The 23590-nt window shown below is 35.4% G+C and carries 21 protein-coding genes, 2 rRNA genes, 1 riboswitch and 1 other annotated feature; of the genes, 20 read left to right on the top strand and 3 right to left on the bottom strand.

Translation table 11 applies throughout. From position 1 onward, the window contains the following. Window positions 1-19 precede the first annotated feature (19 nt). Window positions 20-1024 (bottom strand): tryptophan--tRNA ligase, encoded by a 1005-nt coding sequence (gene trpS / locus EXC59_RS06205; protein ID WP_035370042.1) that lies wholly within the window; start codon window positions 1022-1024, stop codon window positions 20-22. Between the two features lie 54 nt (window positions 1025-1078). Continuing rightward, window positions 1079-1251, bottom strand: a binding site (T-box leader). Window positions 1252-1283: 32 nt separating this feature from the next. Next, entirely contained in the window at window positions 1284-3047 is a 1764-nt protein-coding gene (gene pepF / locus EXC59_RS06210) for an oligoendopeptidase F (protein WP_051659075.1), read from the bottom strand. A gap of 216 nt (window positions 3048-3263) precedes the next feature. Between pepF and spx the strand changes: the two genes are divergently transcribed. Next, the gene (gene spx / locus EXC59_RS06215) at window positions 3264-3728 is read left to right on the top strand and encodes a transcriptional regulator Spx (RefSeq protein ID WP_035369991.1); all 465 of its coding nucleotides are present in this window, start codon (window positions 3264-3266) and stop codon (window positions 3726-3728) included. A gap of 53 nt (window positions 3729-3781) precedes the next feature. On the opposite strand, the gene EXC59_RS06220 is transcribed toward spx, so the two are convergent. Then, window positions 3782-4339 (bottom strand): CYTH domain-containing protein, encoded by a 558-nt coding sequence (locus tag EXC59_RS06220; RefSeq protein WP_051659074.1) that lies wholly within the window; start codon window positions 4337-4339, stop codon window positions 3782-3784. A 177-nt stretch (window positions 4340-4516) separates the two neighbouring features. On the opposite strand from EXC59_RS06220, the gene gap reads away from it, so the two are divergent. The 19 genes from gap (at window position 4517) to EXC59_RS06315 (ending at window position 23541) form a co-directional block, all read left to right on the top strand. Next, a complete protein-coding gene (gap, locus tag EXC59_RS06225; protein ID WP_035369990.1) occupies window positions 4517-5530 on the top strand; it encodes a type I glyceraldehyde-3-phosphate dehydrogenase in 1014 nt (337 codons plus the stop codon). 129 nt (window positions 5531-5659) lie between these two features. Continuing rightward, on the top strand, window positions 5660-6286 hold the full coding sequence (locus tag EXC59_RS06230; RefSeq protein WP_035369989.1) for a S26 family signal peptidase: 627 nt from the start codon (window positions 5660-5662) through the stop codon (window positions 6284-6286). Next, complete coding sequence (ung, locus tag EXC59_RS06235; protein ID WP_035369988.1) at window positions 6252-6902, top strand: uracil-DNA glycosylase; 651 nt, start codon at window positions 6252-6254, stop codon at window positions 6900-6902. Before EXC59_RS06230 ends, ung begins: the two co-directional genes overlap by 35 nt. A gap of 15 nt (window positions 6903-6917) precedes the next feature. Beyond that, window positions 6918-7013, top strand: a riboswitch (THF riboswitch). Between the two features lie 36 nt (window positions 7014-7049). Further along, window positions 7050-7577: a folate family ECF transporter S component gene (locus EXC59_RS06240; protein WP_035369987.1), complete on the top strand. Its 528-nt coding sequence runs from the start codon at window positions 7050-7052 to the stop codon at window positions 7575-7577. An 84-nt stretch (window positions 7578-7661) separates the two neighbouring features. Then, a complete protein-coding gene (trmFO, locus tag EXC59_RS06245; protein WP_084145269.1) occupies window positions 7662-8942 on the top strand; it encodes a methylenetetrahydrofolate--tRNA-(uracil(54)-C(5))-methyltransferase (FADH(2)-oxidizing) TrmFO in 1281 nt (426 codons plus the stop codon). Next, the gene (locus EXC59_RS06250) at window positions 8942-9862 is read left to right on the top strand and encodes a tyrosine-type recombinase/integrase (RefSeq protein ID WP_162164077.1); all 921 of its coding nucleotides are present in this window, start codon (window positions 8942-8944) and stop codon (window positions 9860-9862) included. Before trmFO ends, EXC59_RS06250 begins: the two co-directional genes overlap by 1 nt. After that, a complete protein-coding gene (locus EXC59_RS06255) occupies window positions 9846-10367 on the top strand; it encodes an NUDIX hydrolase (RefSeq protein WP_162164076.1) in 522 nt (173 codons plus the stop codon). Before EXC59_RS06250 ends, EXC59_RS06255 begins: the two co-directional genes overlap by 17 nt. Further along, window positions 10358-10807 carry a dUTP diphosphatase gene (gene dut, locus EXC59_RS06260; RefSeq protein ID WP_345694210.1) on the top strand — a complete coding sequence of 150 codons (450 nt, stop codon included), beginning with the start codon at window positions 10358-10360 and terminating at the stop codon, window positions 10805-10807. Before EXC59_RS06255 ends, dut begins: the two co-directional genes overlap by 10 nt. A 187-nt stretch (window positions 10808-10994) precedes the next feature. Then, on the top strand, window positions 10995-11900 hold the full coding sequence (gene rpsB / locus EXC59_RS06265) for a 30S ribosomal protein S2 (RefSeq protein ID WP_035369983.1): 906 nt from the start codon (window positions 10995-10997) through the stop codon (window positions 11898-11900). 94 nt (window positions 11901-11994) lie between these two features. Next, complete coding sequence (gene tsf / locus EXC59_RS06270) at window positions 11995-12885, top strand: translation elongation factor Ts (protein ID WP_035369982.1); 891 nt, start codon at window positions 11995-11997, stop codon at window positions 12883-12885. A 29-nt stretch (window positions 12886-12914) separates the two neighbouring features. Beyond that, window positions 12915-13628, top strand: coding sequence for a UMP kinase (gene pyrH, locus EXC59_RS06275; RefSeq protein ID WP_035369981.1), 714 nt, complete (start codon window positions 12915-12917; stop codon window positions 13626-13628). Window positions 13629-13633: 5 nt separating this feature from the next. Beyond that, window positions 13634-14188: a ribosome recycling factor gene (gene frr / locus EXC59_RS06280; protein ID WP_084145265.1), complete on the top strand. Its 555-nt coding sequence runs from the start codon at window positions 13634-13636 to the stop codon at window positions 14186-14188. A gap of 69 nt (window positions 14189-14257) precedes the next feature. Then, window positions 14258-14485, top strand: coding sequence for a hypothetical protein (locus EXC59_RS06285; protein WP_035369980.1), 228 nt, complete (start codon window positions 14258-14260; stop codon window positions 14483-14485). A gap of 61 nt (window positions 14486-14546) precedes the next feature. Then, window positions 14547-15584, top strand: coding sequence for a branched-chain amino acid aminotransferase (locus EXC59_RS06290; RefSeq protein ID WP_269471625.1), 1038 nt, complete (start codon window positions 14547-14549; stop codon window positions 15582-15584). 36 nt (window positions 15585-15620) lie between these two features. Continuing rightward, entirely contained in the window at window positions 15621-16298 is a 678-nt protein-coding gene (gene uppS / locus EXC59_RS06295; RefSeq protein WP_162164075.1) for a polyprenyl diphosphate synthase, read from the top strand. After that, window positions 16295-17251 carry a phosphatidate cytidylyltransferase gene (locus EXC59_RS06300; protein ID WP_035369977.1) on the top strand — a complete coding sequence of 319 codons (957 nt, stop codon included), beginning with the start codon at window positions 16295-16297 and terminating at the stop codon, window positions 17249-17251. Before uppS ends, EXC59_RS06300 begins: the two co-directional genes overlap by 4 nt. Window positions 17252-17262: 11 nt before the next feature. Further along, complete coding sequence (gene rseP / locus EXC59_RS06305) at window positions 17263-18798, top strand: RIP metalloprotease RseP (RefSeq protein WP_035369976.1); 1536 nt, start codon at window positions 17263-17265, stop codon at window positions 18796-18798. Between the two features lie 225 nt (window positions 18799-19023). Then, window positions 19024-20530 (top strand): 16S ribosomal RNA (locus tag EXC59_RS06310). Between the two features lie 168 nt (window positions 20531-20698). Continuing rightward, a 23S ribosomal RNA gene (locus EXC59_RS06315) occupies window positions 20699-23541 on the top strand. Together the 16S and 23S rRNA genes form the textbook arrangement of a ribosomal RNA operon. Window positions 23542-23590 lie beyond the last annotated feature (49 nt).

The raw sequence follows: 23590 nt of genomic DNA on the forward strand, positions 1-23590 counted from the left end.
AAAAAGTGAATCGAATGATTCACTTTTTTCTTTGAAGGCCAATGCGAGAGAGTACTTTGGCCATCTTTCTTTTGGCTACGAAGGATGCCTTCATAGCGCCATTGTCTAGAATTTCATCTAACTCTTTAGAGTTGATTAATTCTTTATATCTATCCTGTATGCGCTTGATGTGGTCTGCAACAATATTGGCTAAATCTTCTTTAAAGGATGCGTAACTTGTTTCATTCTTATATTTTTCTTCAATATCTTTAATTGGCATATCAGTGATTGCTGAGTAGATTGTTAAGAGGTTTGAAATACCTGGCTTATTTTTCTCATCAAATTTGATTTTCGCATCTGAGTCAGTAACAGCAGAACGAATTTTATTCTTTATTTGATTAATATCGTCTTGAAGTAAGATATAAGCTTTAGGTGTTTCAGCATCTGATTTACTCATTTTCTTTGTAGGATCTTGAAGGCTCTTAATCTTCGCACCAACTTTTGGTGTAAAGCCTTCAGGAACAACAAATGTTTCACCGTATTGTGAGTTGAAACGTTCAGCAAGTGTGCGTGTTAACTCTAAGTGTTGAACTTGGTCTTGTCCAACAGGTACTAAGTTTGCATCATATAATAAAATATCTGCAGCCATTAAAGCTGGATAAGTTAGTAATGATGTACGAATACCTTCGGTTTGTTTTTGTTTTTTATCTTTATATTGAGTCATTCTTTCCATTTCACCAATGTAAGCAGTAGACTCCATGATATAACCTAATAATGGGTGTTCTAATACTTCAGATTGGACGAATAGATTAACTTTTTTAGGATCTAAGCCGCAGGCAACATACATTGCTGCTATGTCACGAACACGTTTTTTTAATAATTGTTTATCTTGTGGGGTTGTAATTGCATGAAGGTCAGCAATGAAAATAAAGAATTCAGTATCTTCTAATTCATCTTGAAGTTTAACGAATTGTTTGATTGCTCCGATGTAGTTTCCGAGTGTTAATTCTCCTGTTGGTTTAATACCTGATACAAGTCTTTTCATTTAATATTCCTCCTTGTTTAAATAAAAAAGTCCTCAAAAGTTTAATTAAAAACTTCTAAGGACGAATTTGATATCCGCGGTGCCACCTTAATTCTATATAAATAGCTCTTAAGATTAAGTTAATAACTCCAAAGGCCCATTCGCTAGTTACATATCCTACTTTACACCAGCCAGTAGGTCTCTTTAATATGTTAATCTAGGTACTCTTCCTTTATCAACGTTACATTAATTATATTGATTTAAATTATTTTGTCAAGAATTAAGAGTTTAATACTGCTTCTAATTGATCAAGTAATGATTCTAAACGGTTAACAACTGCTAAGAATGTGTTCTTGTCAGTTAAGTCTGCACCAGCAATTTTAGCTTCATCGACTGGGTACATTGAACCACCTGTTTTTAACATTGCAATATAGTTATCGAATGCATGTGGAACATTGTTTTTGATGTTTTCATAAATCTTTAATGATGCTGAGAATGATGTTGCATATTGATATACGTAGAATGGTGTTCTAAATAAGTGAGGGATATATGCCCATACATATTGTTTACCTGGTTCTTTTGTAATATCTAAACCGTAGTAGTGTTGGTAAAGGTCAATCATAATCTTACTTAAGACAGCATCATTGATTGGTTTACCTTCTTCAACAAGTTTATTTGCTTCGTATTCATAAGTAGCAAATAATGTTTGACGATAGAATGTTGAGTGAATATTATCAATTGACATTGTTAATAATTCAATCTTTTCTTCTTTAGTTTCAGCTTTAGTTAATAAGTAATCTAATAATGCATGTTCATTGAAAGTAGAAGCAATTTCAGCAACAAAAATTGTGTAATCGGAAATTGGCATTGGTTGTGCAGCATCTGAGAAGATTGAGTGTGCTGAGTGCCCTGCTTCGTGAGCAAGTGTGAAGACTGAATCTAATGTATCGTTATGATTTAATAAAATGAATGGGTGATGGCCATACATACTTGAAGAATAAGCACCTGTACGTTTTCCATCTTGTGGATAAGCATCTACATATCCATCAGCAACTGCTTCAATTTGATTTTTAACAAATTCAGCTGGGAAGTTTTTAATTGATTCTAAGAATAATTGTTTAGCTTGTTCATATGGATATTTCTTATCGTTTTTAGCTAATGGAATGAAACGATCCCAAGTCTTATAATCTTTAATACCTAAAGCTTTCTTACGAATTTCGATATAGCGTTTTAATGGTGCTGTATTTTCATAAGCAGCATCTTTTAAGTTTAAGAATACTGATTTAGGAATGTTATTTCCAAATAAAGCAGCATCTAATGCTGATTCATATTTTCTATTTTTAACATTAGCATTAGCACGTTGTAACACTAAGTTATAAGTTTCTGCGAATGCTGATTTATTATCAACATAGCGTTCATATAAAGTCTTAAAGATTAATTCTCTATCTATAGCATTGTCAGCTTCTTCAATTAATGCACGATATCCAGCTTGCGTAACTAACACTTCTTTACCATTTGATAAAGTAATTGTTTTATCTGTTCTATCAATAACTGCTAATGATTGGTAAAGTTGAGCAGCAACGTTTCCAATTGGAGCATAGTTAGAGATAACTGATTCTTCTTTAGAACTTAAGACATGTGATTCTCCACGGAATAATTTTTCATATGGGAATTTATATGGCTTTAAGAACTCATCTTGTTCAACAAATGACATTACTTTTTCTCTTCCTAAACTAATAATTTCAGGAGAAATAAAAGAAGTGATTTGAGATAGTTGACCTAAGACAATTGAAACTTGTCTAATCTTAGTCATCTTTTCTGTATCTTTTAAGTTTAGGTCTGAACCTAGGCTTGCATAAGGATAAACCTTGTAAATTAATTTAGTGATATATTCATCAAATTCATGATATTTTTTGAAATTTTCGAAGTCACCTAGTTTTCCTTCAAATTCACTAAACTTTTGAATTTCAGTTTTTAATAATTCAAAATCTTTTAACCATGCTTCATCGTTTGGATAAAAGACCGATAAATTCCATTTAGACATTTTTTGGTACCTTCCTTTGTATAAATTGAATATATTATAACAAGAAAATCAATGATTTTAAAGAAAATAATATATTAAATTGAAATAGGTAGTTGAATACGTTTTCATTTTGAACACTGTTAAAAGTTTTATTCTAGTATTGTAAAACATTTGACAAAAGGCTATAATAATAGTGAGGGTGTAGGAAAAGACTTGCACAATCGAAAGGGGTATTATATGATTACAATTTATACGACTCCCAGCTGCTCATCATGTAGAAAGGCCAAAAAGTGGTTAGACGAACACAAAGTGCCTTATGAAGAGAAAAACCTATTTAATCACCGTATCAGTGATTTAGATATAGAGTTAATGTTGAATCATGCTGAAAATGGATTTGACGATATTATTTCAACACGCTCTAAAATCTTTAAAGAACAAGAGTTAGAAGTTGAAGATATGTCTGTTTCAGAATTAAAGTCATTTATTATCAGTCACCCGTCTGTTCTAAAAAGACCTATCATCGTAGATTCTAAGCGTATGCAAGTTGGTTACAATGATGAGGAAATTAGAGTCTTTATTCCAAAGAAACTAAGAGAAATGATTATGCGTGAAAACTCTGAAGAGGACTTCACTCACTATCAAGAGACACTTAGTCGATATTTTGCAACAGTAGATAGCACAGAAGTAGAAGATGAAGAATAATCCTAAATGGTTATTCTTCTTTTTTTATAAAAAAATAGTATCCGATTTGGATACTATCTTGGAATAATACAGCTTAATGCGCGTTCGCTCTTGCGTTTTGTTGATTTAAATTCAATGTTATGTTTTGCTAGGAATTTATTGAATTCTTCTAATCCTGTTTCAAAGTGATCAACTTCATATTCAATTTCATAATCAGTTAATCCACAGTATTCGTTTCTATCAAAGAATAATGTTCCTACTTCATAAGGTGTAGAAGCTCTGTAATTGTCTAAAGAAGTTTGGAAGTTTACAAAGAAATCAATTTGATCAAAGAAGTCTTTTGTATGGAAACCACTTTTGATCATTTCTTTTGCTTGTTCTTCAGTTAAGAGTACGTGATACTCAAATGAACTCTGTTCGCTTTGTGATTTTAAAGTTAATTTAAATTGATTTTCACGTTTTTGACGAATACGTAAAACCATTTTTTTATTGTTAAGATCTAGATTATTTGTATCAAAATAGTAGTTGGTTTGTTTAAATACATTTTCTTCTAGTGAGAATTCTTTTAGTAATTCTTCATACTTTTCTTTATCAATTTTTGTTTTAAATTCAATTTCAATATTCATGTTCATGACTAATTCCCTCACGCAATGATTATATCACAACTTCATATAAAAACAAAAACAGTTATTTATAATAACTTATTTTACCGAAGTAAACGTTTACAGTTAATTTAGACTTTAATTCTTGCGTTACTGTGATAAAATATATATGGATAAAAACCAATTAATCTTAGGAGGAAAAAAACTATGGCTATTAAAGTAGCAATTAATGGATTTGGTCGTATCGGAAGATTAGCTTTCCGTTTAATGTCAGATAACCCTGCATTTGATATCGTTGCAATCAATGACTTATCAGACGCAGAAACTTTAGCATACTTATTAAAGTATGACACTGCACAAGGTCAATTCAAAGGACATGAAGTTTCATTTGAAGGAGATAAATTAATCGTTGATGGTAAAGCTATCACTATTTATGCTCAAAAAGACCCAGCAACTTTACCTTGGGGACAATTAGGTATCGATGTAGTGTTAGAATCAACAGGTTTATTCACTTCAGCTGATAAAGCTGGTGCACACATCCAAGCAGGTGCTAAGAAAGTTGTTATCTCAGCTCCAGCTACAGGTGAAGGCATCAAGACTATCGTTTACAACGTAAATGATAACATCTTAGATGGTTCAGAAACTATCGTATCAGGTGCTTCATGTACAACTAACGCTTTAGCTCCAGTTGCTAAAGTATTAAACGACAACTTCGGTATCGTTCAAGGTTTCATGACTACAGTTCATGCTTACACTAATGACCAATCATTAATGGACCAACCACATAAGAAAGGTATCTTATCACGTCGTGGACGTGCTGCTGCTGCATCAATCATCCCATCTTCAACAGGGGCTGCTGCTGCAATCGGATTAGTATTACCTGAATTAAAAGGTAAATTAGATGGAACTGCTTTACGTGTTCCAACAGTTACTGGTTCAATCGTTGACTTAACAGTTGAATTATCAAGAGCTGTAACATTAGAAGAAGTAGATGCTGCTTTCAAAGCTGCTGCTAACGAAACATTAGCTTACATGGCTGATCCAATCGTTTCTGCTGACGTTATCGGTACAAGCTTCGGTTCATTATACGATGCTCACACAACTCAAATCTTAAAGACAAATCCTAAATTTGTTAAGATTATGACTTGGTATGACAATGAAATGTCATATACTTCACAACTTGTTAGAACAATGACTAAATTAGCTTCATTAATCAAATAAGTTAAATAAAAAGTATATCAACTATTAAACCTTACATCATTTGATGTGAGGTTTTTTCTTTATAAAATAAAGTAAAGAATTGAACTTGTTATATAATGAATATAAGTCATGATAAAAGGAACGATAAATATGAAAAAGACATTCAATTTAATTAAAGACATTTTATACTATGTACTGATTTTATTTTTATCATTTGTTATTATTTTCTCAGTTGCAAGACCAGGTGAATTAATTAATGTGATTCAAGTTGGTTGGTATAAAGTTGTGAGTCGTTCAATGGAACCACTCATTATGGTTGATGACTTTATTATCGCAAGAAAACTAGATGATACAGTGAATTTAAAAGATAGCGATATTATTATCTTTGAAACTTATTTTTACCATAATGGAAGTTATAGTAAAGATATTGTGACTCATCATTTCTCACATGTAACAGAGGAAGGGTATATCATTACTTATCCACATAAAGAATTTGGAAAAGATCCGAGTGAAATAATTTATGATAGTTGGTCTAAAGGTGGTAATGAACCATACTATGTAACTCAAGATGACTTAATTGGTATACATGTTGAAACAATACCACTACATAGTGGGCAAGAAACACTTATCTTTTTAGTGACAAGACCCCTTGGGATTACTGTTACACTATTGATTTTTGTTGGAACATTCTTTATCGTTTATCAAGTATCACAATCTATTGAAAATAAAAAAGGAAAACGACATGACTTGGGAGAAATTTATACAGACGGAGAGTAGTAAACCCTACTTTATTAATTTAGAAAAATTTCTAACTGAAGAAGAAAAAACGAAAACCATTTATCCTAAAAAAGAAGATAGGTTAAATGCCTTTAAGTATGCAAAATTAGAGGATATTAAGGTTGTTATTATTGGTCAAGATCCATATCATGGACCAAACCAAGCACATGGTTTGGCTTTTTCTACATTAGACACTAAACTACCGCCATCATTAAAAAATATTTATAAAGAATTAAAAGATGATTTAGGAATTGAAATAAGTAAGTCGGGGAACTTAACTTCATGGGCTAAACAAGGAGTGCTTCTTCTAAATACGATTTTAACTGTAGAAGCAAGTAAACCTTTAAGTCATAAAAATAAGGGATGGGAAATATTTACCTCAAAAGTTATTAATTTATTAAATGAACTTGATCAAGCAATTGTTTTTATCTTATGGGGTGCCAACGCAAGAGTTTATAAAAATGCACTTAATCACCCAAAACATTTAGTTTTAGAAGCTAACCACCCATCTCCACTTTCAGCGCATCGTGGATTCTTTGGATGTAAGGTATTTTCTAAGACAAATGAGTATTTAAAATTAAATCATGTCAATATCATTGACTGGCAAATAAAATAATATATAATTAAGTAAAACAGAGAAGGACATACGCGTTAAGTGTCTATCCAGGGGACAAATGGATAGAACGAACAATCAAAGATTGGCGGTGTATGATCTTAATCCGCTGTATTAATATAGTGGACTCTAATTTGGGGGTCTTTTTTAATGAATAGAATTACGTTACGAAAAGTTACATTAGCGGCAACATTAACAGCGTTAAGTGTTGTGATTGACATTTTATTTAAGCAGTTTATTCCTGCTTCAATACAAAATGTATTTGGTTTACCATTTTATGCAATCCCACTAATTATTGGAGCGATGTTGTTAGGACCAATTTATGGTTTATTAATGGCAATTGTATCTGATTATTTTGCAACCATGGCAAGTGGATTTGCTTATATGCCGCTTTTTGTTTTAGCGGCAGTTGTTTGGGGAGTTATACCAGGTTTACTTATCAAGTCAAAAGATAACTACTTAAAAATATTTATTGTCATACTAATTACACATATACTTGCAACATTCTTTAATACACTCGCATTAGAAGTGTATGGTTGGTTATATTTAGATAAGATATTTTATGTAAGATTAACGTTAGTCCCAGTTAATTCAATTATTATCACATCAATTATTTATCAAGTTAACCGTAGATTAACGCCAATATATGAAGATTTTAAAAGAAAAACTAGTGAATAATACACTGGTTTTTTATTTAGGAAAATAGGATTTTTTAAAAAGATATGACTATAAGTCATGATATAATGTCAGTAGGTGAAAATTATGGTAAAAATTATTGGTGCAGGATTTGCAGGTAGCGAAGCTGCTTGGTATCTTGCAGAACGTGGAATTAAAGTTAAATTGTATGAAATGAGACCGGTGAAAATGACGCCAGCTCACGTCACACAAAATTTTGCAGAATTAGTATGTTCTAATTCATTTAGATCAAACGATCCGCTTAACGCTGTTGGTCTATTAAAAAAAGAGATGGAGCAAATTGGTTCTTTAATCATGGAAATGGGTTATAAGTACCAAGTGCCATCAGGGTCAAGCTTAGCTGTAGATAGAGTTCGTTTCTCAGAGGCTGTGACAGAAAAGATTAAGAATCATCCAAATATTGAAGTAGTTAATGAAGAAGTAACAGAATTAAACGAAGATGAATTAACAATTATTGCGGCTGGTCCTTTAGCTTCAAGCAACTTAAGTCAATTCATCGCTAAAAAGTTTAATCAAGGAGAATTACATTTCTTCGATGCGGTTGCCCCAATTATTGCGGCTGACTCTATTAATATGGACATTGCTTATTTAAAGAGCCGATATGATAAAGGTGAAGCTGCATATATTAACTGTCCAATGACAAAAGAAGAATATGAAGCGTTTTATGAAGCATTAATGACAGCAGAAACAGTCGTTCCTCATGATTTTGAAAACAATGTGTTTGAAGGCTGTATGCCGGTTGAGGATATGGGTCGCAGAGGACCTGAAACTTTACTGTTTGGCCCACTTAAACCAGTTGGATTAAGAAAACCAGATGGAACAAAACCTTATGCCGTTGTTCAATTACGCCAAGATGATGCGAATAAGACAATGTATAACATGGTAGGGTTCCAAACACATCTTAAATGGGGTGACCAAAAACGTATTATTCAAATGATTCCAGGATTAGAAAATGCTGAAATCTTAAGATACGGGGTTATCCATCGAAATACATATATTGAAAGTCCTAAAGTTTTAAACAATGGATATCAAGTTAAAAATATTCCGAATTGGTTCTTTGCAGGACAAATTTCTGGTGTTGAAGGTTATGTTGAATCAGCTGCATCAGGCTTAAGTGCTGCAATTAACATGTATAACTACATTAAAACTGGTGAGATTAAACCATTACCAAAAGATACAATGATTGGTGCAATGGCTCGTTATGTTTCTAGTTATCATGAAACATTTGTTCCAATGAATGCCAACTTTGGTTTAGTCAATGAAGTTGTTGCTAAGAAGTTTGAACGCAAGCAACATTATCATGACCGAGCAATGGAAGCATTAAAGGGATACTTAGGAGATAAGTAATGGACGCTATTCTTTTATATCAAGATTATTTATTAGTTGAAAAGAATTATTCTATAGAAACGGTAAAAAGTTACATCAATGATATTAAAGGATTTGCTAATTTCCTAGAAACCGAAGAGTTGGCTAGAGATTTATTAGATGCTAGACGTGAACGTTTAGCAAGAAACTATGTCTCTTATATGGATAACCAAGGTTTTACTCAAAAAAGTATTGCGAGAAAACTATCAGCATTAAAAGGCTTTTATGCTTTCTTAATGGATAGAGACTTAATCGATATAAATATATTTCAAGCAATCAAAAGTCCAAAAATACCTAAAAAATTACCACATATACTTGATGATGAAGCAATCAACTATATGTTTAAATCAATTGATACATCAACACCATTAGGATACAGAAATCTAGTCATTCTAGATTTACTTTATAGTTGTGGATTACGCGCTTCAGAATTAATTAATTTAGAAATTAAGGATATTTATTTATCAAGTGGACAAATCTTAATTCATGGTAAAGGTTCCAAAGATCGTTACGTACCACTACATGATAAGTTAATAGCAGAACTAAAACACTATTTATCCTATACAAGAGTAAGTTTGTTAGCAAAAGGTGAAAACACTAATGAACTAGCATTACTTATTAACTATAAAGGTGGAAAATTAACTGTGCGTGGGCTAAGAGAAATTTTAGTCAAAATTATTCATGATTCAGGTGAAACTTTTAAGATTCACCCACATATGTTACGTCATGCATTTGCAACAACGTTACTAAATCATGGGGCTGATTTAAGAGTCGTACAAGAACTCTTGGGTCATAGCCATTTAAAATCAACGCAAGTTTATACGCATGTATCAAAAGAAATCATAAAGGAAAAATATAAAACAACACATCCTAGGATGATGAACAATGAAAAAGATAAGTGAAATGATTATTGAGGAAGGTATCGAAAATCTTCCAATTCAAAAACAAAGAACAACCGTTCGCGGCATCATGATTAAAGATAAAAAAGTGCTTTTAGTTTACTCTAAAGAATTTTTAGATTATACATTTCCAGGTGGCGGTATGAAAGTTAATGAAGCACATATGGATGCATTAAGAAGAGAACTTAAAGAAGAATTAGGTGCGGATGAAATTAAACATATCGAACCATTCGGTTATATTGAAGAAAAACGATTTGGCATCAATTCAGATACAGTTTATCTTCAAACTTCTTACTACTACTTTGTAGAGGTTACTAAATTCGGTAAACAAATGCTAGGTGAAAGAGAAATGATGCATGGTGTTGAACCAATCTTTGTAAGTGCTGATGAGGCCATCAAACAAAACTTAATTGTCCTTCAACATAAAAAAGGCAAAAAAGGCATGCGTACGGTTTTACCAAGAGAAATTAAAGTCTTAGAAAAACTTAAAGATGAGGGATTTATATGAGAAAATTCGAAGTTGTTAAAGCATACTTAGACAAAGGAATTAACTTACCGAAAAGAGCAACTAAACACTCAGCAGGATATGATATCGAATGTGCAGAAAGAGTAGAAATTAAACCAGGCGAAATTGTAAAGATTCCAACCGGATTAAAAGTTTCAATGCCACATGATGAAGCTTTATTTGTTTATCCAAGAAGTTCATTAGGTATTAAAAAGGGATTAGTTACTTCAAATGCGGTAGGTGTTGTAGATAGTGATTACTATAATAATCAGGATAATGAAGGACATTTAATGATTCCTTTATTAAACTTTTCAAAAGATGTGGTTGTTATTGAAAAAGGCGAAAGAGTTGCCCAAGGTATTTTCCATAAATTCTATTTAACAGATGACGATCTAGCAAGTGATAATCAAAGAACTGGCGGATTTGGAAGTTCAGGTAAATAAGTAATTCAGTATATTATGGGTAAAAATTAAATTTATATAATAAAGTGTTGCAAAAATATGCCTGTTATGATATATTAAAAGGGCTGTTAAATACACATGTATAATGCTTCGGTAATCGGTGCTACGATGTAGTGGTTATCGTATGAGTTATACAGAGGAAAAAAACAAAAAATCGGAGGAAATATAAATGGCAGTAGTTTCAATGAAACAATTACTAGAATCTGGTGTACATTTCGGTCACCAAACTAGAAGATGGAACCCTAAAATGGCTCCATACATCTTCACAGCTCGTAAGGACATTCACATTATCGACCTTAAGAAGACTGCTGAAGAAATCGAAAAAGCATATGCAGCTTTATTCGATATCGTTAAAGAAGGCGGAAAAGTATTATTCGTAGGTACTAAGAAGCAAGCTTCAGAAGCAGTTAAAGAAGAAGCTATCCGTTCAGGTCAATACTATGTTGATCACAGATGGTTAGGTGGTACTTTAACAAACTTCAAGACAATCAGAAAACGTATTAAATTATTAGCAGACTTATATGCTGATGAAGAAGCAGGTAAATGGGCTAAATTACCTAAGAAAGAAGTTGCTGGTTTATTAAAGACTCGCGCTAGATTAGAAAAGTTCTTAGGTGGTATCAAAGATATGCAAAGATTACCTCAAGCATTATATGTTGTTGACCCAAGAACTGAAGAAATCGCAGTTGCTGAAGCAAGAAAATTAGGTATCCCAGTATTCGGTATCGTAGATACAAACTGTGATCCAGAATTAGTTGACTATGTAATTCCAGCAAACGATGATGCAATCCGTGCTGTTAAATTAATCACTTGGGTAATGGGTAACGCAGTTATCGAAGCTCAAGGCGGAGTAGTTGAAAAGTTTGAAGAAGAAGAAGTTTCATTCGATGCTGAAAAGGAAGAAAAACCAGCTAAGAAGCAATTTGAAAAAAGAGCTCCTAAAGCACAAGCAGAAGGAAACAAAGATTTATCCACTTTGAAAGTCGCTGAACTTAAAGAATTAGCTAAGGCAAAGGGAATCGAAAACTACGCTGATTTAAAGAAGTTTGAATTAATTCAAGCATTAAGCAAGTAATTAACAAGGGGATGAATTTATTTCATCCCTTTATTTTGAAAATAAAGTTTTATAGTATAATTAAATTGACTAAATAAAAGGAGAATGATCTATTATGGTAGTTACAGCCGCAATGGTTAAAGAATTAAGAGAAAGAACTGGAGCTGGAATGCTTGATTGCAAAAAAGCTTTAGAAGAAAATGAAGGAAATATTGAAAAAGCAATCGACTATTTAAGAGAAAAAGGAATTGCTAAAGCAGCTAAGAAAGCCGATAGAGTTGCCGCAGAAGGTTTAACATCAGTATTAGTTAAAGGTAATGATGCAGTATTATTTGAATTAAACTCAGAAACAGACTTCGTTGCTAAAAACCAACAATTCTTAGACTTATTAGAAAAAATTGGAAACATTATTGTTAACTCAAACGCTTCAAACACTGAAGAAGTTTTAGCATTAGTTTCAGAAGGTCAAACAGTTGAACAATTATTATTAGGAGCAACTGCTACAATCGGAGAAAAAATTTCATTACGTAGAGTAATGAGAGTAACTAAAGCTGATGGACAAGGTTTCGGAGCTTACAAACACATGGGTGGTAAGATTTCAGTCTTAACAGTTACTGAAAAAGAAGATGCTGAAGTTGCTAAAGACTTAGCAATGCACGTTTGTGTATTCAACCCAAGATTCATGGACAGAGCTTCTGTTGACCAAGAAACAATCGACAGAGAATCTCATATCATCCACGAACAAATGGCTCAAGATGCTTCATTAGCAAGCAAACCTGCTAAAGTTTTAGAAGGTATCGCTGCTGGTAAATTAGCTAAAGTATTACAAGAATTCGTATTAGTTGACCAAGCATTCGTTAAAGATCCAGCAATCAAAGTTTCTCAATACTTAGCACAACACAAAAACAACATCGTATCTTATGTAAGATTAGCTGTTGGTGAAGGTATCGAAAAAGTTGAAACTGACTTCGCTGCTGAAGTTATGGCTCAAGCAAACATTAAATAATTAAATTAATAACTTAAAGGAGACGCTTTATGTACCAACGTGTAGTACTAAAACTTTCAGGTGAAGCGATGAAAGGTGATGGCCCTACAGGCATTGATCCAAGAACCGTTAAAGAAATCGCACTTGAAATCAAAAATTTAAGAGACTTAAATGTTGAAGTGGCAATTGTTGTTGGTGCGGGCAACCTTTGGCGTGGGAAAACTGGTGAAGAACTAGGTATGGACAGAGCACAAGCAGACTATATGGGGATGCTTGGAACCATTATGAATGGGTTAGCACTACAAGATGCGTTAGAACAAATTGGAGTAGCTACTCGTGTGATGTCTGCAATTCCTACATCAGCTGTTGCAGAACCATATATCCGTCGTCGCGCAATTAGACACTTTGAAAAAGGTCGCGTCGTTGTTTTAGTTGGTGGTACAGGTTCTCCTTATTTCTCAACAGATACAACTGCAGCATTAAGAGCAGCAGAACTTGCATGTGATGTTATCTTAATGGCTAAAAATGGTGTAGATGGGGTTTATGATAAAGACCCTAGAAAATTTGCTGATGCAAAACTATATACAAAATTAACACATCAAGAAGTATTAGAAAAAAATCTTGCGATTATGGATTCAACAGCCGCATCTTTATGCAAAGATAATAATATTAACATCTTAGTATTCAACATGAATACAAAAGGTAATATTGTTAAAGCTGTAAAAGGTGAGGGCATTGGAACGATCGTATCGAATGGAGAGTAAAAGATATGACTGAACAAGCCGATATGCTATTAATGGAAATCGAAGAAAAGATGGAAAAATGCGTCCAAGCATTAGTGCGCGATTTCGCTACTATTCGTACGGGTCGTGCGAATCCAAGTCTTTTAGATCGTATCCATGTAAATTACTATGGTGCTGAAACACCATTAAAACAAGTTGCAAGTATTTCTGTTCCAGAAGCACAACAACTTTATATCAAACCATTTGATAAATCTGCTTTAAAAGATATTGAAAAAGCAATCAATGAATCAGATTTAGGATTACCACCATCATCAGACGGTGTAGGTATTCGCTTAACTTTACCTGCTTTAACTGGTGAACGTCGTAAACAACTTGTAAAAGAAGTTGAAAAGATGTCAGAAGGTGGAAAGGTTGCTGTAAGAAACGTTCGTCGTGATGGAAATGATCAAATGAAAAAATTAGGATTACCAGAAGACGTTGAAACAGGATACTTAGAAGACATCCAAAAATTAACTGATAAATTCATTAAGTTAGTTGATGATGCAACTAAATCTAAATCAGACGATTTATTAAGCGTTTAATAATTATGCGTAGTGTTTTGGACACTGCGCTTTTTATTTGGTATAATAAAAGAAAAAGGAGTAAAAAACATGAAATTATTTGATGATTTACCAAGAATCGCTAAGTTAATCTTACAATTCTTCTTTGGTGGTATTATCTCAGGGGTTTACCGTATCATTAAAGGTGCAACTGAAGGTAATGTTGTTGTCATTGTAGTTGGTGTGTTAGCATTAGTTACAGGTATTGGTAACGTAATTTTCTGGATTGTTGACTTTGTCACTTTATTATTACACGATAAGTTCACAGTACTCGTTTAAAACTGAATTTGGAAAGACTACTCTTAACAGGGTAGTTTTTTTATTTTAGGCAAATACTTTTATGTTCAAAGTATTTTCGTGTTATAATGCATCTAATCAAAAAGGGGTGGTCATGGTGGCTTCAGGATTTAAGTATAATGGAACAAAGAAAGTCTTTTTTGCTAAATATAAAGATGGCAAATGGGAAAATGGAAGTTTAACAGATTCATTAAATTTTGAAATATCAGCACTAGCGTCTGCATTACAATATGGACAAAGTGTTTTTGAAGGTTTAAAGGCATACCGTGCAAAAGATGGTAGAACTTTAATGTTTAGAGTGGATAAAAATTATGAAAGATTATTAAGAAGTTCAGCACGTTTACTAATTCCTGAAATTCCAAAGGAATTATTTTATGAAGGTATTTTAGAAACAGTCAAAGCAAATCGTGAATTAGTTCCAAGTTATGAATCAAAAGGCGCATTATATGTACGTCCGAGTATTATAGGTACAGAAAGTGTCTTAGGGATTAGAAGTGCAAATGAATTTTTATTTTTTGTTGTAGCAAGTCCTGTTGGAAATTATTTTAATGATGGGTTTAAACCAATCAAATTATACGCAACAGATTTTGACCGTGCAGCACCAAATGGATTAGGAAGTTATAAAGCAGGAGCAAACTATGCAGGTAGCTTATATGCTAAAAAAGAAGCAGTAGAAATGGGATATGATGATTGTTTATATTTAGATCCTAAAACACATACAAAATTAGATGAGTGTGGGGCAAGTAATGTGATTGTGATTACACATGACAACAAATTTATGACACCACAGTCTGATTCAATCTTGCCTTCCATTACAAATAACTCTTTACAAATTTTAGCTAAAGATTATTTAAAGATGGAAATAATTAGAAAAGAAATACATTTAGATGAATTAGATGGACTAAAAGAATTCGGTGCAGTTGGTACAGCTGCAGTCATTTCACCAGTGGGCTTAATTCATCACCATGGCCGAGATATCCGTTTTAAAAGCCATGATATACTAGAAAAATTATATGGTTTACTGACAGGAATACAATTTGGTGATATAAATGAGAATTATGGGTGGGTAATTGAGGTGTAATTTTTGATATAATATACATTAGGAGCGAAGCAACTGATGAGAAATATATCAAATTTACCCAATCATATCGCAATCATTTTAGATGGTAATGGTCGTTGGGCCAAGAAACGTGGACTTCCAAGACAATTAGGGCATTATCAAGGTGCACTTAATTTAGTCACAATCGCAAACTATGCAAATGAAAGAGGCATTAAACAGTTGACTGTTTATGCTTTTTCTACTGAAAATTGGAAGCGTCCTAAAGAAGAAGTAGATTATCTAATGACTAAACCCGTTGAGATGATTGAAAAGAATATCGAGAAATTTAAATCAAGTACAATTAAAATTCAAGTTAAAGGAAGACGTGATAGAATTCCTGAAGCATTATTAAATAGTATTGTTAATTTAGAAAATATCACAAAGGACCATACAGGTTTAGTTTTAAACGTATGTTTAGATTATGGTGCTTACGATGAACTTATAACTGCAATGAGGCTTGCTAAAGAAATTAGCATAGAAGAAATTGAAAAGAACCTTATGGTAAAAGATGCTGTTGATCTATTAATTAGAACAAGTGGTGAAATGCGCGTATCAAATTTCTTGTTATGGCAAATTGCTTATGCAGAGTTTTATTTCACAAAGAAACACTGGCCAGCTTTCTCAAAGAAAGAATTAGAAAAGGCTTTAAAATCATATAGTAAACGTCAAAGACGTTTCGGGGGATTAAACAAATGAAACAAAGAATTATAACCGGAATTATACTTGCATTACTGCTAGTACCCATCGTTTCTATTAATCACCCAGTTGTGTTTATCATTTTCCAAATTGTTTTAATTGCTGCAGTGATTATTGCATCATATGAAATGCTTCATATGTATGAAAAAGAAAAAAAGATTAATATATGGGTTAAGATTGTGATTGTTTTAACAACAATCGTAACTTACTTTAATGTTGGTGGATTAGTTAATCAAATAAACTTTTATAAAGAACCTTCATTCCACTTAATTACATTCACACTACAACCTGTTGTTATTACATCCTTTATTACAGTCATCATGTTAGCTTTATTAGTTTTTGTAGATGATTTTAGTGGGGCAGACATTGGTAAAGCATTTACGATTGTAAATTATGTTGGATTAGGTTTTGCAAGCATTACGATGCTTAGATATATGGGTGTTAGATTTATTATTTATATCGCACTGATTGCCTCAATGACAGACATCTTTGCATATTTTGTAGGCGTGAAATTTGGAAAACATAAAATGGCACCGAATATATCACCTAAAAAGAGTTGGGAAGGTGCAATTGGTGGAACGATTATGGGAACATTAATTGCAAGTTCATTTGCGTTATTCTATGGAAATATTTTTACACCAGATGGTTTCTTAGGTGAATTGTTAAATCCGGATAGATACATGACAATTTTTGATAACTTTACCACTTTAGGGAATGAACCTCTTCATATACAGGCAATGATTATTATTCCAATTACTTTACTAGGAACGATTGCAGGACAAATTGGTGATTTAGTTGCAAGTAAATTCAAAAGAACTTATCAAATTAAAGATTTCGGTAAGATTATGCCAGGACATGGTGGAGTATTAGACAGATTTGATTCAATATTATTTATTGGGTTATTATTCTTAGGTATCTTCATAGCAATTACTGTAGCATATCCGATTATATAAGGAGCCCATAAATGCAAATTTTAGATACAGTATTTAATATCATTATCTTTCTATTATCATTAACTTTAATCGTGTCATTACATGAATTAGGACACTTTTTACTTGCTAAAAAAGCAGGTATATTAATTCATGAGTATTCAATAGGTATGGGACCTGCCATTTATCGTAAGAAAAAAGGCGAAACATACTATGCAGTTAGAGTATTACCACTTGGTGGATATGTAGCCATGAGTGGTGAAGATAGAGAAAATCAATTACTTAAAAAAGATCAAGTGGTTGGTTTAGTCTTAAATGAAAATCAAGTTGTTACAGAAATTTTATTAGATCAATCAACAAAAAAACCAAGTGTTGTCGGTAAAGTTGTTTCATTCGATTTATTCGGTAGAGACATGGCGCCTTTATTTATAGAATTAGAAGTTAGTGGCGCATTAACAAGATATGAAGTTGATCGTAAAGCAAGATATTTATATGGTGTGAAAAATGAATTACAAATTACACCAGCAGAATCATCATTTGAAACCAAAACTTTATGGCAAAGATTCTTAGTTTTATTCTGTGGACCATTAATGAATTTTATCTTAGCGTTAGTTTTAGTCTTTATCGTCGCTTTAGTGCAAGGTAAACCATCAAATAGTAATGTGGTGAATAACTCAAGTAATCCTGCGTTATTAAAAGGTGATGTGATTACTAAAATAGGTGATATTGAAGTATCAAACTTAACTGAGGTAAGTAACGCATTATCAAATATTAATTCTCATAAAGTATCAATGGTTGTGTTACGTAATGGTGAATTACAAACAATTGAAGTTTATTTAACGGTTGTAATGAATAACTTAGGTATTGTGAATTACCCAGTTGAAGGTAAACGCGATGAACTATATGTGGGTGGTTTAGGTACAAAAGCAAAAGAAGCAGGCTTACAGTTTGAAGATAAGATTTTAACAATCAATGGTCAAACGGTTACTACTTGGGAAGAAGTTATTACAATTGCAAGAACTTATAATTTAAAAGAAGTATCATTAAGTGTATTAAGAGATGGCAATGTCGTTCCAAATATTCGTTATGAAGTATTTAGTTTAGAAACACTAGAAACAATTGGTACAGATGCAATCCAAATTAGAGTTGGATTTGATGTTGGATATGAATTTAACTTCTTATATAGTTTATATTACCCATTCGTGCATTTTGGTGAATCCATCAGTCAAATGGTTGGTACCATCGCATTATTAATCAATCCAAACTCAGGTATTGGGATTGGTGAATTATCAGGTCCGATTGGAATTTTCTCACTTGTACAAAATGCGGCAAGTCAAGGAATCTTCTCATTATTACTTTTCATTGCATTTTTATCAGTGAATATTGGATTAATGAATTTACTTCCAATTCCTGCACTTGATGGTGGAAGAATTCTATTCTTAGGCTATGAAGCCATTACAAAGAAAAAATTCCCAGCAAAAGTTGAGTTTTGGATTAATCAAATTAGCTTCTATGCATTAATTGCATTAATGATTTATGTGACGTTTGGTGACGTTGGAAGGCTATTTTAAGACGTTTTGAGCGAGTTATTCTCGCTCTTTTTGTTAGATTTTAGCACTTTATCAAAATAAATAGGAAAATTGTGTTATTTGCTGGATTTTTATTTTTAAATGTATATAATTATACAGGTAGCAACAAGAAAACTAAGTTGCAACAAATCAAATAAGTCTTTGAAAACTGAATGATGATGAACAATGAATTAAAAAAAATAAAGAGCTAAAATCAAACAAAAACATTTAATGGAGAGTTTGATCCTGGCTCAGGATGAACGCTGGCGGCGTGCCTAATACATGCAAGTCGAACGCTCTATAGCAATATAGGGAGTGGCGAACGGGTGAGTAACACGTAGATAACCTACCCTTACTTCGAGGATAACTTCGGGAAACTGGAGCTAATACTGGATAGGACATATTGAGGCATCTTAATATGTTTAAAGATTTATCGAGTAAGGAGGGGTCTGCGGCGCATTAGTTAGTTGGTGGGGTAAAGGCCTACCAAGACGATGATGCGTAGCCGGACTGAGAGGTCTACCGGCCACATTGGGACTGAGAACGGCCCAAACTCCTACGGGAGGCAGCAGTAGGGAATTTTCGGCAATGGGGGAAACCCTGACCGAGCAACGCCGCGTGAACGAAGAAGTTCTTCGGAATGTAAAGTTCTTTTATCTGGGAAGAAAAATAACCAAATTGACGGTACCAGATGAATAAGCCCCGGCTAACTATGTGCCAGCAGCCGCGGTAATACATAGGGGGCAAGCGTTATCCGGATTTACTGGGCGTAAAGGGTGCGTAGGTTGTTAATTAAGTTTCTGGTATAAGTGCAGTGCTCAACGCTGTGATGCTAGAAAAACTGGTTAGCTAGAGTAAGACAGAGGTAAGTGGAATTCCATGTGTAGCGGTAAAATGCGTAAATATATGGAGGAACACCAGTGGCGAAGGCGGCTTACTGGGTCTTTACTGACGCTGATGCACGAAAGCGTGGGGAGCAAACAGGATTAGATACCCTGGTAGTCCACGCCGTAAACGATGAGTACTAAGTGTTGGCCCTAAGGGTCAGTGCTGCAGCTAACGCATTAAGTACTCCGCCTGAGTAGTACGTACGCAAGTATGAAACTCAAAGGAATTGACGGGACCCCGCACAAGCGGTGGATCATGTTCTTTAATTCGTCGATACGCGAAAAACCTTACCAGGTCTTGACATACTCTGCAATGGCTTAGAAATAAGTTCGGAGGTTAACAGATGTACAGGTGGTGCACGGTTGTCGTCAGCTCGTGTCGTGAGATGTTGGGTTAAGTCCCGCAACGAGCGCAACCCTTATTGCTAGTTACCATCATTAAGTTGGGGACTCTAGCGAGACTGCCAGTGATAAACTGGAGGAAGGTGGGGATGACGTCAAATCATCATGCCCCTTATGACCTGGGCTAGAAACGTGATACAATGGCAAATACAAAGAGAAGCAAGAGGGTGACCTGGAGCGAATCTCATAAAAATTGTCTCAGTTCGGATTGAAGTCTGCAACTCGACTTCATGAAGTTGGAATCGCTAGTAATCGCAGATCAGCATGCTGCGGTGAATACGTTCTCGGGGTTTGTACACACCGCCCGTCAAACCACGAAAGTGAACAATACCCAAAGCCGGTGGCCTAACCCGAAAGGGAGGGAGCCGTCTAAGGTAGGGTTCATGATTGGGGTTAAGTCGTAACAAGGTATCCCTACGGGAACGTGGGGATGGATCACCTCCTTTCTAAGGAGAAAGGCTTACTAATAATAAGCAAAAATAGCTTAGTAGCATAAGCTAAACAATTTCTTCATGTTCATCATATTCAGTTTTGAGAGACTTATGTTTCTCAGAAAAAAGTATCAAATTGAGTCTTTGAAAAGTAGATAAATGATGTCAGAAATGATTAAAAAAGGTTAAGGAAGAAAGGGCATGCAGTGGATGCCTTGGCACCAAGAGGCGATGAAGGACGGAACTAACACCGAAATGCCGGGAGTAGCTGTAAGTAAGCGACGATCCCCGGATGTCCGAATGGGGGAACCCACCATGTGGAAGACATGGTACAGTCGTAAGACTGAGCGACACGCAGGGAATTGAAATATCTCACGTACCTGCAGGAAAAGAAAGTAAAAACGATTCTGTCAGTAGCGACGAGCGAACGCGGAGGAGCCAGATAACTAAGGTTACAAAATCATATCATAGGTGAACGACTTGGGAAGGTCGGGCATAGAGGGTGATACCCCCGTAATCGAAATGGTATGATCCATGTTATCAAAAAGTAGGGCGGGACACGAGAAATCCCGTTTGAAGATAGGAGGACCATCTCCTAAGGCTAAATACTACTTGGTGACCGATAGTGAACCAGTACAGTGATGGAAAGGTGAAAAGAACCCCGGGAGGGGAGTGAAAGAGAACCTGAAACTGTGTGCTTACAAATAGTCAGAGCCCGTTAATGGGTGATGGCATGCCTTTTGTAGAATGAACCGGCGAGTTACGTTACATAGCAAGGTTAAGGATGAAGGTCCGGAGCCGAAGCGAAAGCGAGTCTGAATAGGGCGACTAAGTTGTGTGATGTAGACCCGAAACTGGGTGATTTAGCCATGAGCAGGTTGAAGTAAGGGTAGTACCTTATGGAGGACCGAACCGGTGTTGGTTGAAAACAGCTCGGATGACTTGTGGCTAGGGGAGAAATTCCAATCGAACTCAGAGATAGCTGGTTCTCCCCGAAATATCTTTAGGGATAGCGTTAGAAAAAAGATTTGTCGAAGGTAGAGCACTGAATGTGTGATGGCCCCACCTCGGGGTACTGAACACAATCAAACTACGAATGTCGGCAAATGCGTCTAGCAGTCAGACTACGGGTGATAAGGTTCGTGGTCAAAAGGGAAAGAGCCCAGACCGCCAGATAAGGTCCCAAAATATATGCTAAGTGGAAAAGGAAGTGGAGATGCACAAACAACCAGGATGTTGGCTTAGAAGCAGCCATCATTTAAAGAGTGCGTAAAAGCTCACTGGTCGAGTGACTCTGCGCCGAAAATGTACCGGGGCTAAGCATATTACCGAAGCTGCGGATTTAAAGTAAAGAATATTTTAAGTGGTAGGGGAGCGTTCCCGTTGCGGAGAAGCATGATCGTAAGGACATGTGGAGCGGCGGGAAGTGAGAATGCCGGTGTGAGTAACGAAAAGACAGGTGAGAATCCTGTCCGTCATAAACCCAAGGTTTCCAGGGGAAGGTTCGTCCGCCCTGGGTAAGTCGGGACCTAAGGTGAGGCTGAAAAGCGTAGCCGATGGATAACTAGTAGAGATTCTAGTACCAGTGTAATGACTGATGGAGTGACAGAGGAGGATAGGCTCCCGCTCTTAGTGGATTGAGCGAAAAGAGTACGAGGCTGTGTCTTAGGCAAATCCGGGACACATAAGGCTGAGGCTTGATGGAGTACGAGTTCAGACTCTCTAGAAAAGCTTCTAGGGTTAATCATTATACTGCCCGTACCGTAAACCGACACAGGTGGGTGAGTAGAATATATTAAGACGCGCGAGAAAACTGTTGTTAAGGAACTCGGCAAATTGACCCCGTAACTTAGGGAAAAGGGGGACTTAAATGAAAAAATTAAGTCGCAGAGAAAAGGCCCAAGCGACTGTTTAGCAAAAACACAGCTCTCTGCAAAACCGTAAGGTGAAGTATAGAGGGTGACGCTTGCCCGGTGCTGGAAGATTAAGAGGAGATGTCAGGGGTAACCTAAAGCATTGAATTGAAGTCCCAGTAAACGGCGGCCGTAACTATAACGGTCCTAAGGTAGCGAAATTCCTTGGCGGGTAAGTTCCGTCCTGCACGAAAAGCGTAACGATTTGGGCACTGTCTCAACAACAGACTCGGTGAAATCAAGCTGCCGGTGAAAACGCCGGCTACCCGCGATTAGACGAAAAGACCCCATGGAGCTTCACTGTAACTTGATATTGAAATTGGGTGTAAGATGTACAGGATAGGTAGGACGCTATGAAGTTGGTACGCTAGTATCGATGGAGCGGTCGTTGGGATACTACCCTTCGTGCACTTAGTTTCTAACTCGCCGGAGTGGATCCGGGAGGACAGTGTCTGGTGGGCAGTTTGACTGGGGCGGTCGCCTCCTAAAGAGTAACGGAGGCGCTCGAAGGTTACCTCAGAACGGTCGGAAATCGTTCTATAGAGTGCAATGGCAGAAGGTAGCTTGACTGCGAGACAAACAAGTCGAGCAGGGACGAAAGTCGGACATAGTGATCTTACGGTACCGAATGGAAGGGCCGTGACTCAACGGATAAAAGTTACCCTGGGGATAACAGGCTTATCGCTTCCAAGCGTTCACAGCGACGAAGCGGTTTGGCACCTCGATGTCGGCTCGTCGCATCCTGGAGCTGGAGTAGGTTCCAAGGGTTGGGCTGTTCGCCCATTAAAGCGGCACGCGAGCTGGGTTCAGAACGTCGTGAGACAGTTCGGTCTCTATCTATCGTGGGCGTTGGAAATTTGAAGGGAGCTGTCCTTAGTATGAGAAGACCGGGATGGACATACCTCTGGTGCACCAATTGGCATTCCAGTGCCACAGTTGGGTAGCTATGTATGGAAGGGATAAACGCTGAAAGCATCTAAGCGTGAAGCCCACCTTAAGATGAGATTTCCCAATTAGTAAGACCCCTTGAAGACGACAAGGTTGATAGGTCAGGTGTGTAAGCACAGTGATGTGTTTAGCTTACTGATACTAATAGGTCGAGGACTTAACCTTAAGTAATTAAATTTACAAATAAACATTTCTGAAAAATCATTTATCTAGT

Source organism: Acholeplasma hippikon (assembly GCF_900660755.1).
Lineage (GTDB): Bacteria > Bacillota_I > Bacilli_A > Acholeplasmatales > Acholeplasmataceae > Acholeplasma > Acholeplasma hippikon.

What these genes read in the sequence shown, in the direction of transcription:
- trpS (WP_035370042.1), bottom strand. Translation starts at nt 1,024, where the DNA reads ATGAAAAGACTTGTATCAGGTATTAAACCAACAGGAGAATTAACACTC.
- pepF (WP_051659075.1), bottom strand. Translation starts at nt 3,047, where the DNA reads ATGTCTAAATGGAATTTATCGGTCTTTTATCCAAACGATGAAGCATGG.
- spx (WP_035369991.1), top strand. Translation starts at nt 3,264, where the DNA reads ATGATTACAATTTATACGACTCCCAGCTGCTCATCATGTAGAAAGGCC.
- EXC59_RS06220 (WP_051659074.1), bottom strand. Translation starts at nt 4,339, where the DNA reads ATGAACATGAATATTGAAATTGAATTTAAAACAAAAATTGATAAAGAA.
- gap (WP_035369990.1), top strand. Translation starts at nt 4,517, where the DNA reads ATGGCTATTAAAGTAGCAATTAATGGATTTGGTCGTATCGGAAGATTA.
- EXC59_RS06230 (WP_035369989.1), top strand. Translation starts at nt 5,660, where the DNA reads ATGAAAAAGACATTCAATTTAATTAAAGACATTTTATACTATGTACTG.
- ung (WP_035369988.1), top strand. Translation starts at nt 6,252, where the DNA reads ATGACTTGGGAGAAATTTATACAGACGGAGAGTAGTAAACCCTACTTT.
- EXC59_RS06240 (WP_035369987.1), top strand. Translation starts at nt 7,050, where the DNA reads ATGAATAGAATTACGTTACGAAAAGTTACATTAGCGGCAACATTAACA.
- trmFO (WP_084145269.1), top strand. Translation starts at nt 7,662, where the DNA reads ATGGTAAAAATTATTGGTGCAGGATTTGCAGGTAGCGAAGCTGCTTGG.
- EXC59_RS06250 (WP_162164077.1), top strand. Translation starts at nt 8,942, where the DNA reads ATGGACGCTATTCTTTTATATCAAGATTATTTATTAGTTGAAAAGAAT.
- EXC59_RS06255 (WP_162164076.1), top strand. Translation starts at nt 9,846, where the DNA reads ATGAAAAAGATAAGTGAAATGATTATTGAGGAAGGTATCGAAAATCTT.
- rpsB (WP_035369983.1), top strand. Translation starts at nt 10,995, where the DNA reads ATGGCAGTAGTTTCAATGAAACAATTACTAGAATCTGGTGTACATTTC.
- tsf (WP_035369982.1), top strand. Translation starts at nt 11,995, where the DNA reads ATGGTAGTTACAGCCGCAATGGTTAAAGAATTAAGAGAAAGAACTGGA.
- pyrH (WP_035369981.1), top strand. Translation starts at nt 12,915, where the DNA reads ATGTACCAACGTGTAGTACTAAAACTTTCAGGTGAAGCGATGAAAGGT.
- frr (WP_084145265.1), top strand. Translation starts at nt 13,634, where the DNA reads ATGACTGAACAAGCCGATATGCTATTAATGGAAATCGAAGAAAAGATG.
- EXC59_RS06285 (WP_035369980.1), top strand. Translation starts at nt 14,258, where the DNA reads ATGAAATTATTTGATGATTTACCAAGAATCGCTAAGTTAATCTTACAA.
- EXC59_RS06290 (WP_269471625.1), top strand. Translation starts at nt 14,547, where the DNA reads ATGTTCAAAGTATTTTCGTGTTATAATGCATCTAATCAAAAAGGGGTG.
- uppS (WP_162164075.1), top strand. Translation starts at nt 15,621, where the DNA reads ATGAGAAATATATCAAATTTACCCAATCATATCGCAATCATTTTAGAT.
- EXC59_RS06300 (WP_035369977.1), top strand. Translation starts at nt 16,295, where the DNA reads ATGAAACAAAGAATTATAACCGGAATTATACTTGCATTACTGCTAGTA.
- rseP (WP_035369976.1), top strand. Translation starts at nt 17,263, where the DNA reads ATGCAAATTTTAGATACAGTATTTAATATCATTATCTTTCTATTATCA.